This is a genomic window from Citrobacter sp. wls718, from assembly GCF_005280945.1.
GTDB classification, from domain to species: Bacteria; Pseudomonadota; Gammaproteobacteria; order Enterobacterales; family Enterobacteriaceae; genus Citrobacter; species Citrobacter gillenii.
Genome location: NZ_SZWV01000100.1, coordinates 18,406 through 26,491, shown reverse-complemented (window position 1 = coordinate 26,491; position 8,086 = coordinate 18,406). Strand labels below are relative to the sequence as shown.

Below are 8,086 nucleotides of genomic sequence, written 5' to 3'. Positions count from 1 at the left end.
CCGCCGGGCCAGAACTTGTCTGACCTCTATACACACTTTCTGAATAATCTTCCTGGGTGTCGTTTTTCTCCGTATTAGCCTTTAACTTGACCAATGTGATGTCTTTTTGTCACACAAGGAATAAGACCAACAGGAGAAAAAAATGGGTCACAACACGCACACGCAACAAAAAGCGGGATGGGTTGGCTATCTCGCCTTTTTCGTCACTATTATCCTTTTTTCCGGCATGTTTTCGAAAAGTACCGACTGGTGGCGGGTGTTCGATTTCACCGTTCTCAACGGCGCATTTGGGCAGATAAACGCGGCAGGCGAGACGGTGGTCTCGTTTCGCGGTGCCGGCGGGATGGGCGCAAAAGATGGCTTTTTATTTGCGCTGGAACTGGCGCCCTCCGTCATTCTGTCACTTGGCATCATCTCCATTACCGAAGGCTTGGGAGGGTTGCGCGCGGCGCAGCAGCTAATGACGCCGGTCCTGCGCCCCTTACTCGGCGTTCCGGGTATTTGCTCGTTGGCGCTGATTGCGAATGTGCAAAATACCGATGCCGCAGCCGGAATGACCAAAGAGCTGGCGGAAGAGGGGATTATCACCGAGCAGGAACGCGCTATTTTTGCCTGCTGGCAAACCAGCGGTAGCGCGTGTATCACCAACTATTTTTCCTCAGGCGCGGCGCTGTTTACGATGGTTACCGTTCCGGTGATAACGCCACTGGCGGTGATCCTGGTCTTCAAATTTGTCGGCGCGAACCTGCTACGGCTGTGGATCGCGCAGCTTGAAAATCGCCGTACGCAGCAGGAGGCCTGAGATGACAACACACGTACGTAAAAATGTCATGGATATGTTCATCGATGGCGCAAGGCGCGGGTTTACCATTGCCACCACCAGCCTGTTACCGAACGTGGTGATGGCGTTTGTGATTATTCAGGCGCTAAAGGTAACGGGGTTGCTCGACGTCGTCGGCCGGGTGTGCGAACCGGTTATGGCGCTGTGGGGATTGCCGGGGGAATCTGCCACCGTGCTGTTGGCGGCGGTGATGAGTATGGGCGGCGGCGTTGGCGTTTGCGCCAGTCTGGTTGTCGCCGGAACCCTTTCGGGACATGATGCGACGGTATTGCTACCGGCCATCTACCTGATGGGGAATCCAGTGCAAAATGTCGGACGCTGTCTGGGGACTGCGGGGGTTCATCCTCGCTATTATCCGCTTATTATTGCGGTATGCGTGATTAATGCGCTGCTCTCTATTTGGGTTATGCAGGTAATTGCCTGACAAGGAAGGTTATGAACTGTTCAATTCTTGGTCTGACGCTGTTCCAGCGCGGACACGTTTACGCGCCTGACGATTTGGGGCAACAAGATATTCTGGTCGTGGGCGGAAAAATTGTCGCCATCGCGCCGTCTATCCTGGCAGACGATTTTCCCGGCTGTCAGTGTATTAATCTCGAGGGTGCCATTGTTTGTCCGGGGTTTATCGATCAGCACGTTCATTTGATTGGCGGTGGCGGAGAGGCCGGCCCCCACACCCGCACACCGGAAGTGCGCCTGTCACGACTGGTTGAAGCGGGTATCACCTCAGTGGTGGGATTGCTGGGTACCGATGGAATTACCCGTCATCCGGAGTCGCTGTTGGCGAAAACCCGAGCACTGGAATATGAAGGCATCAGTGCCTGGATGCTCACCGGCGCGTATTCGTTACCTTCCCCGACCATTACCGGTAGTATTGAGCGCGATGTAGCGCTGATCGACAAGGTGATAGGGGTGAAATGTGCGATTTCAGACCATCGCTCATCAGCCCCGAATACCGCGGTGCTGGCGAACATGGCGGCGCAGTCGCGCGTCGGCGGATTATTAGGGCAGAAGCCGGGGATTAGCGTCTTCCATATGGGTGACAGCCCGCGCATGCTGGAGCCGCTGTATGACGTCCTCGCGCATTCAGATGTGCCGATAACCAAACTGCTGCCAACGCATGTTAACCGCGCGGAACCGTTGTTTGAGGCCGCCTTAGCCTATGCCCGCAAAGGGGGGTATATCGACATTACCAGCAGTATTGATGAGCCCGTGGATCCGGCAACGGCCATCGCGACCGCGCTGCGCAGCGACGTTCCACTGTCGCGGATTACCTTGAGTTCAGACGGTAACGGCAGCCAGCCGGAGTTTGATGAACAGGGCAATCTGACGGGGATTGGTGTGGCCGGATTTGAATCACTGGCACACACGCTGCGCCAACTGGTGACGGTTCATGCCATTCCTCTGGAGCAGGCATTATGTCCGCTCACGCGCACGGTGGCGGAGTTTCTGGGACTTGGGCATAAAGGACGTCTGGCGGTTGGATGCGATGCGGACATTCTGGTGCTCAACGACACGCTGGAGGTTTACCACCTGTGGGCGAAGGGCAACGCGGTGGTGAAAGAGAAAAAAGCGTGTGTTAAAGGGACGTTTGAGTAAACGACGTTGATGCCGGATAGCGGCGTAAATGCCTTATCCGGCCTACGGACTTGCGCGGATGTAGGCCTGATAAGACGCGTAGCGTCGCCATCAGGCTTAATCCGGCAAAAATAAATCAGGCGTTTTCCTGCACCCATTTCAGCACGATGTCGTGGTGATTGCTGGTTTTGAAATCATCAAACACATGTTCAATCTTGCCGTCAGCATCCACCAGGAAGCTGATGCGATGAATGCCATCATAGGTTTTACCCATAAATGACTTTTCTCCCCAGACGCCAAACTGCTCGCAAACCTGGTGATCTTCATCGGACAGGAGCGTGAAGTTAAGCACTTCCTTCTCCACGAAGCGGGAAAGCTTCTCCGGTTTATCGGTGCTGATACCCAGCACTTCCACGCCGGCTTTTTTTAACTGATCCATGTTATCGCGTAAGCCACAGGCCTGTACGGTACAGCCGGGCGTCATGGCTTTCGGGTAGAAATAAACCAGAACACGCTGTCCCTGGAAGTCGGTTAAATTTACTTGTTCTCCGTCTTGATCCGGCAAGCTAAATTTCGGTGCGATATCACCGGCTTTCAGTGGGTTCATTACTTAACTCCATCCTGTTCATCATGCTGTGAGTAATTGACGACGTTAATACTGCCTTGCGCATTGAGTTCTGTACAGAGTGCTTTAAACGCATCCTCAATATTTGCCGAATCGTGTGACGCAGGGCTATGTGCGGTAATCTGAATAAACAACTGGGCAGCCTTTCCGTTCTCCGCCGGTTGGGTGCGAGAAACCAGTTCGGCAATATTCATTTGATGACTGTCGAAAAGGGCGGTAAAACGCTCAATCAAATGGGGAGAGTCAGGGACATCAACCTGAACCCATACCGTGGCGGGCATCGCCGGGCGGGGGCGTGCGGTTGTACGCTTCATCACAATCAATAAATCTAGCTCTGCACCTTTCAACGGCAAGGTTGATTCAATCAGGGTGATGGCATTCCAGGTACCAGACAACAGCATGATAAATGTAAACTCGTCACCCAGCATGGCCAGTCGGCTGTCTTCAATATTACAGCCACAACTGCTGACATGACGAGTGATGGTGTTCACAATTCCTGGGCGGTCGGCACCCAGCGCAGTAATGACCAGATAGTGTTGCGATGACGATGTCAAACCTGTTCTTCCTTTGAGCGGTGAGGTAATTATAAGGAAAGCATAAAAAAAACATGCATACAACAATCAGAAGGGCTCTGGTCGCTTGCTTTTATTGTCGTACCAAACGTACCATTGAGACACTTGTTTGCACAGAGGATGGCCCATGTTCACGGGAAGTATTGTCGCGCTTATTACGCCGATGGATGAGAAAGGTAAAGTCTGCCGGTCGAGCCTGAAAAAACTGATTGATTATCATGTCGCCAGCGGCACCTCGGCGATCGTTTCGGTTGGCACTACCGGTGAGTCCGCCACGCTGAGTCATGATGAACATGGCGATGTGGTGATGATGACGCTGGAACTGGCCGACGGGCGTATTCCGGTGATTGCCGGAACCGGCGCCAATGCGACCGCAGAAGCCATTAGTCTGACGCAGCGTTTCAACGACAGCGGTATTGTCGGCTGCCTGACGGTGACGCCTTACTACAACCGCCCGACGCAGGAAGGTTTGTTCCAGCATTTCAAAGCCATCGCTGAACATACTGACTTGCCACAAATTCTGTATAATGTGCCGTCCCGTACTGGCTGCGATATGCTGCCGGAGACCGTGGGTCGTCTGGCGAAAGTAAAAAATATTGTCGCTATCAAAGAGGCCACAGGGAACTTAAGTCGTGTTCATCAGATCAAAGAGCTGGTTTCAGACGATTTTATTCTGCTCAGCGGTGATGACGCGACCGGGCTGGACTTTATGCAGCTCGGTGGTCATGGCGTGATTTCCGTTACCACTAACGTAGCGGCACGTGAAATGGCTGAAATGTGCAAACTGGCGGCAGAAGGGCGTTTTGCCGAGGCGCGGGTGATTAACCAGCGTTTGATGCCGTTACACAACAAACTATTTGTCGAACCCAATCCTATCCCGGTGAAATGGGCATGTAAGGAATTGGGTCTTGTGGCAACCGATACGCTGCGTCTGCCGATGACGCCAATCACGGACAATGCTCGTGATATCGTCAAAGCGGCGCTTAAGCATGCCGGTTTGCTGTAAAGTTTAGGGAGATTTGATGGCTTACTCAGTACAAAAGTCGCGCCTGGCCAAGGTTGCGGGTGTTTCGCTAGTTATGTTGCTCGCGGCCTGTAGTTCTGACTCGCGCTATAAGCGCCAGGTGAGCGGTGATGAATCCTATCTGGAGGCCGCACCGCTTGCTGAGCTTCATGCGCCAGCTGGGATGATTCTGCCGGTAACAACCGGTGATTATACCATCCCGGTAACCAACGGCAGCGGTGCTGTTGGTAAAGCGCTGGATATTCGCCCACCGGCTCAACCGCTGGCATTGGTTAGCGGTGCACGTACCCAGATCGCAGGTGATACGGCAACGTTGCTGGTGGAGAATGGTCGTAGTAACACGCTGTGGCCGCAGGTCGTTAGCGTGATTCAGGCGAAAAACTACACCATTACCAAACGTGATGATGCCAGTCAGACGCTGACGACCGATTGGGTTGACTGGAACCGTCTTGATGAAGACGAGCAGTATCGCGGACGTTATCAAATCTCGGTTCAACCGCAGGGCTATCAGCAGGCGGTAACGGTGAAACTGGTTAACCTCGAGCAGGCCGGTAAGCCGGTGGCAGATGCTGCATCAATGCAGCGCTACAGCGCTGAGATGATGAACGTTATCTCTGCGGGTCTGGATAAGACCGCCACCGACGCCGCGAATGCCGCGCAGAGCCGCTCTGCCGCCACCATGGATGTTCAGAGCGCCGCCGATGACACCGGCTTGCCGATGCTGGTGGTACGCGGACCGTTCAACGTGGTGTGGCAGCGTCTGCCAGCAGCACTTGAGAAAGTGGGCATGAAAGTGACCGACAGTACTCGTTCTCAGGGCAGCATCGCCGTAACCTACAAACCGCTGTCCGATAGCAACTGGCAGGAACTGGGCGCGAGCGATCCGGGTCTCGTATCCGGCGACTACAAACTGCAGGTCGGTGATTTAGACAACCGCAGCAGCTTGCAGTTTATCGATCCGAAAGGACATACCCTGACGCAAAGCCAGAACGACGCGCTGGTCGCCGTCTTCCAGGCAGCATTCAGTAAGTAAAAATCAAGGGCTGGATAACTCCAGCCCTTTTTTCTGGTATGATACGCAAACGTGTGCGTCAGCAGAAAAACGCAATATTTATCGTTATTTCACACCCAGGAGTAATAAAGATGCAAAAGCAAGCTGAGCTGTATCGTGGTAAAGCGAAGACCGTATACAGCACGGAAAACCCGGACCTGTTGGTGCTCGAATTCCGCAATGATACGTCAGCAGGGGATGGCGCGCGCATCGAACAGTTCGATCGTAAAGGCATGGTGAACAATAAGTTCAACCATTTCATTATGACCAAGCTGCAAGAAGCGGGTATTCCGACCCAAATGGAGCGACTGCTATCCGATACCGAATGTCTGGTGAAAAAACTGGAGATGGTCCCGGTCGAGTGCGTGGTGCGTAACCGCGCGGCAGGTTCCCTGGTGAAGCGTTTAGGCGTTGAGGAAGGTATTGAACTGAATCCGCCGCTGTTTGATCTGTTCCTGAAAAACGATGCTATGCACGATCCAATGATTAACGAGTCCTATTGCGAAACGTTTGGTTGGGTGAGCAAAGAGAATCTGGCACGAATGAAAGAGCTGACCTACAAAGCCAACGACGTGCTGAAAAAAATGTTTGATGACGCGGGTCTGATCCTGGTCGACTTCAAACTCGAGTTTGGTTTGTATAAAGGTGAAGTGGTTCTTGGCGACGAATTCTCTCCGGACGGTAGCCGTCTGTGGGACAAAGAAACGCTGGATAAAATGGACAAAGACCGTTTCCGCCAGAGTCTGGGCGGCCTGATCGAAGCCTATGAAGCTGTCGCACATCGCCTGGGTGTGAAGTTAGATTGATCCCTTCCTGAGCCGGCGATCGCTCTCCGGCTCATCAATTCCCCCCTGGTTTGATTACTCTTTCTTATGGTAATCCTGTTCCGAACCGCCTACGATCATCATCATAATGAATAAAAAGTTGAGGTGATTATGCGCTGGCAAGGGCGTCGCGAAAGCGACAATGTAGAAGACAGACGTAACAGTTCGGGCGGCGGACCTTCTATGGGCGGGCCGGGCTTTCGTTTGCCACGTGGTAAAGGCGGCATCATCCTGCTGATTGTGGTCCTTGTGGCCGGCTATTATGGCGTCGATCTCACCGGGTTAATGACCGGCCAACCTGTTTCGCAGCAGCAATCCACGCGTTCCATCAGTCCGAATGATGATGAAGCGGCCAAATTTACCTCGGTGATCCTCGCCACGACCGAAGACACCTGGGGCCAGCAGTTTGAAAAAATGGGCCGTACTTATCAGCAGCCTAAGCTGGTGATGTACCGTGGCGCGACGCGAACCGGATGTGGAGCAGGCCAGTCAGTGATGGGGCCATTTTATTGCCCTGCGGACGGCACGGTCTATATCGATCTCTCCTTCTATGACGACATGAAAAGTAAGCTCGGTGCTGACGGTGATTTTGCTCAGGGCTATGTCATTGCGCATGAGGTTGGCCACCACGTGCAGAAACTACTAGGCATAGAACCGAAAGTTCGCCAGATGCAGCAGAATGCCTCGCAGGCGGAAGTGAATCGTCTTTCCGTGCGTATGGAGCTGCAGGCCGACTGCTTTGCTGGCGTCTGGGGCAACAGTATGCAGCAGCAGGGCGTGCTGGAAACGGGCGATCTGGAAGAAGCGCTGAACGCCGCCCAGGCAATTGGTGACGATCGCCTGCAGTTGCAGGGGCAGGGACGCGTGGTACCGGACAGCTTTACGCATGGTACCTCTGAACAGCGCTATAGCTGGTTCAAACGCGGTTTTGATAGCGGCGACCCGGCGCAATGTAATACCTTTGGCAAAGGCATTTAAGATCCTGAGGCAGGGATGTCCGATAACACCGCACTGAATGCGTTAACTGAACACATGGCCCGGGAAGGCATCCGTCGCCTGCTGATTATTAGCGGCGAGGGTCTGTGGCCTCAGGAGCGGGCGCTTGCGCTACGCAACACATTACCCGGCGACTGGCTTTGGGTGGGGGCAACGGCCCCCGCTGAACCGTACTGCACGCCGCAAGCGCTACAAACGTTACTGGGGCGTGAGTTTCGCCATGCGGTTTTTGATGCCCGTCAGGGATTTGACGCTGCGGCGTTTGCCGCCCTAAGCGGCACGCTGCGTGCCGGAAGCTGGCTGGTGCTGCTGACGCCCCCCTGGCTGACCTGGCAAACGCATCCTGATGTGGATTCACTGCGCTGGAGCGATTGCGCCGAACCTATCCCTACGCCGCACTTTGTCGAACACTTTCAACGGGTGATGACCCGTGACGGACAAACCCTGCACTGGCAACAGCATCAGCCGTTTGCGCCTGGACATTTTCCCGCGCGCGGTCGCTGGCAGCTAGCTAACGGCGAGCCTCAGCCAGAGCAGGCGGTCATTTTACAGCAGCTGCTGGATATGCCGCCCGG

Annotated in this window: 10 protein-coding genes; 8 read left to right on the top strand and 2 right to left on the bottom strand. The window is 54.2% G+C overall.

Features of this window, described 5'->3' with window-relative positions:
* The first annotated feature begins 142 nt into the window (after positions 1-142).
* The 3 genes from FDW95_RS18600 to iadA are packed head-to-tail and all read left to right on the top strand — an operon-like array spanning position 143 to position 2,440.
* Positions 143-802, top strand: a complete 660-nt coding sequence (locus tag FDW95_RS18600; RefSeq protein ID WP_115257800.1) for a nucleoside recognition domain-containing protein — start codon at positions 143-145, stop codon at positions 800-802.
* A gap of 1 nt (position 803) precedes the next feature.
* Complete coding sequence (locus tag FDW95_RS18595) at positions 804-1,265, top strand: YjiG family protein (RefSeq protein ID WP_115257801.1); 462 nt, start codon at positions 804-806, stop codon at positions 1,263-1,265.
* Positions 1,266-1,276: 11 nt separating this feature from the next.
* Positions 1,277-2,440: a beta-aspartyl-peptidase gene (iadA, locus tag FDW95_RS18590; RefSeq protein ID WP_115257802.1), complete on the top strand. Its 1,164-nt coding sequence runs from the start codon at positions 1,277-1,279 to the stop codon at positions 2,438-2,440.
* 115 nt (positions 2,441-2,555) lie between these two features.
* Here iadA and bcp read toward each other — a convergent pair whose 3' ends face one another.
* Together bcp and FDW95_RS18580 are read right to left on the bottom strand one after the other, a co-directional pair.
* The gene (gene bcp / locus FDW95_RS18585; RefSeq protein WP_096756198.1) at positions 2,556-3,026 is read right to left on the bottom strand and encodes a thioredoxin-dependent thiol peroxidase; all 471 of its coding nucleotides are present in this window, start codon (positions 3,024-3,026) and stop codon (positions 2,556-2,558) included.
* The gene (locus FDW95_RS18580; RefSeq protein WP_003037954.1) at positions 3,026-3,598 is read right to left on the bottom strand and encodes a glycine cleavage system transcriptional repressor; all 573 of its coding nucleotides are present in this window, start codon (positions 3,596-3,598) and stop codon (positions 3,026-3,028) included. The genes bcp and FDW95_RS18580 overlap by 1 nt, the downstream gene beginning before the upstream one ends.
* A gap of 145 nt (positions 3,599-3,743) precedes the next feature.
* Here FDW95_RS18580 and dapA point away from each other — a divergent pair, with 145 nt between their 5' ends.
* The 5 genes from dapA to FDW95_RS24030 all read left to right on the top strand — a co-directional run.
* Positions 3,744-4,622, top strand: a complete 879-nt coding sequence (gene dapA, locus FDW95_RS18575; protein WP_096756200.1) for a 4-hydroxy-tetrahydrodipicolinate synthase — start codon at positions 3,744-3,746, stop codon at positions 4,620-4,622.
* A 16-nt stretch (positions 4,623-4,638) separates the two neighbouring features.
* Complete coding sequence (bamC, locus tag FDW95_RS18570) at positions 4,639-5,673, top strand: outer membrane protein assembly factor BamC (protein WP_115257804.1); 1,035 nt, start codon at positions 4,639-4,641, stop codon at positions 5,671-5,673.
* 110 nt (positions 5,674-5,783) lie between these two features.
* Positions 5,784-6,497, top strand: a complete 714-nt coding sequence (purC, locus tag FDW95_RS18565) for a phosphoribosylaminoimidazolesuccinocarboxamide synthase (protein ID WP_096756202.1) — start codon at positions 5,784-5,786, stop codon at positions 6,495-6,497.
* Between the two features lie 129 nt (positions 6,498-6,626).
* The gene (locus FDW95_RS18560) at positions 6,627-7,493 is read left to right on the top strand and encodes a neutral zinc metallopeptidase (RefSeq protein WP_115257805.1); all 867 of its coding nucleotides are present in this window, start codon (positions 6,627-6,629) and stop codon (positions 7,491-7,493) included.
* A 15-nt stretch (positions 7,494-7,508) separates the two neighbouring features.
* A partial coding sequence (locus FDW95_RS24030; RefSeq protein ID WP_249359238.1) for a tRNA(Met) cytidine acetyltransferase TmcA domain-containing protein occupies positions 7,509-8,086 on the top strand: 578 nt, incomplete at its 3' end.

Bases quoted from the DNA above. Each gene is read 5' to 3' on its own strand.
- FDW95_RS18600 (WP_115257800.1), top strand. From the start codon at position 143: ATGGGTCACAACACGCACACGCAACAAAAAGCGGGATGGGTTGGCTAT.
- FDW95_RS18595 (WP_115257801.1), top strand. From the start codon at position 804: ATGACAACACACGTACGTAAAAATGTCATGGATATGTTCATCGATGGC.
- iadA (WP_115257802.1), top strand. From the start codon at position 1,277: ATGAACTGTTCAATTCTTGGTCTGACGCTGTTCCAGCGCGGACACGTT.
- bcp (WP_096756198.1), bottom strand. From the start codon at position 3,026: ATGAACCCACTGAAAGCCGGTGATATCGCACCGAAATTTAGCTTGCCG.
- dapA (WP_096756200.1), top strand. From the start codon at position 3,744: ATGTTCACGGGAAGTATTGTCGCGCTTATTACGCCGATGGATGAGAAA.
- bamC (WP_115257804.1), top strand. From the start codon at position 4,639: ATGGCTTACTCAGTACAAAAGTCGCGCCTGGCCAAGGTTGCGGGTGTT.
- purC (WP_096756202.1), top strand. From the start codon at position 5,784: ATGCAAAAGCAAGCTGAGCTGTATCGTGGTAAAGCGAAGACCGTATAC.
- FDW95_RS18560 (WP_115257805.1), top strand. From the start codon at position 6,627: ATGCGCTGGCAAGGGCGTCGCGAAAGCGACAATGTAGAAGACAGACGT.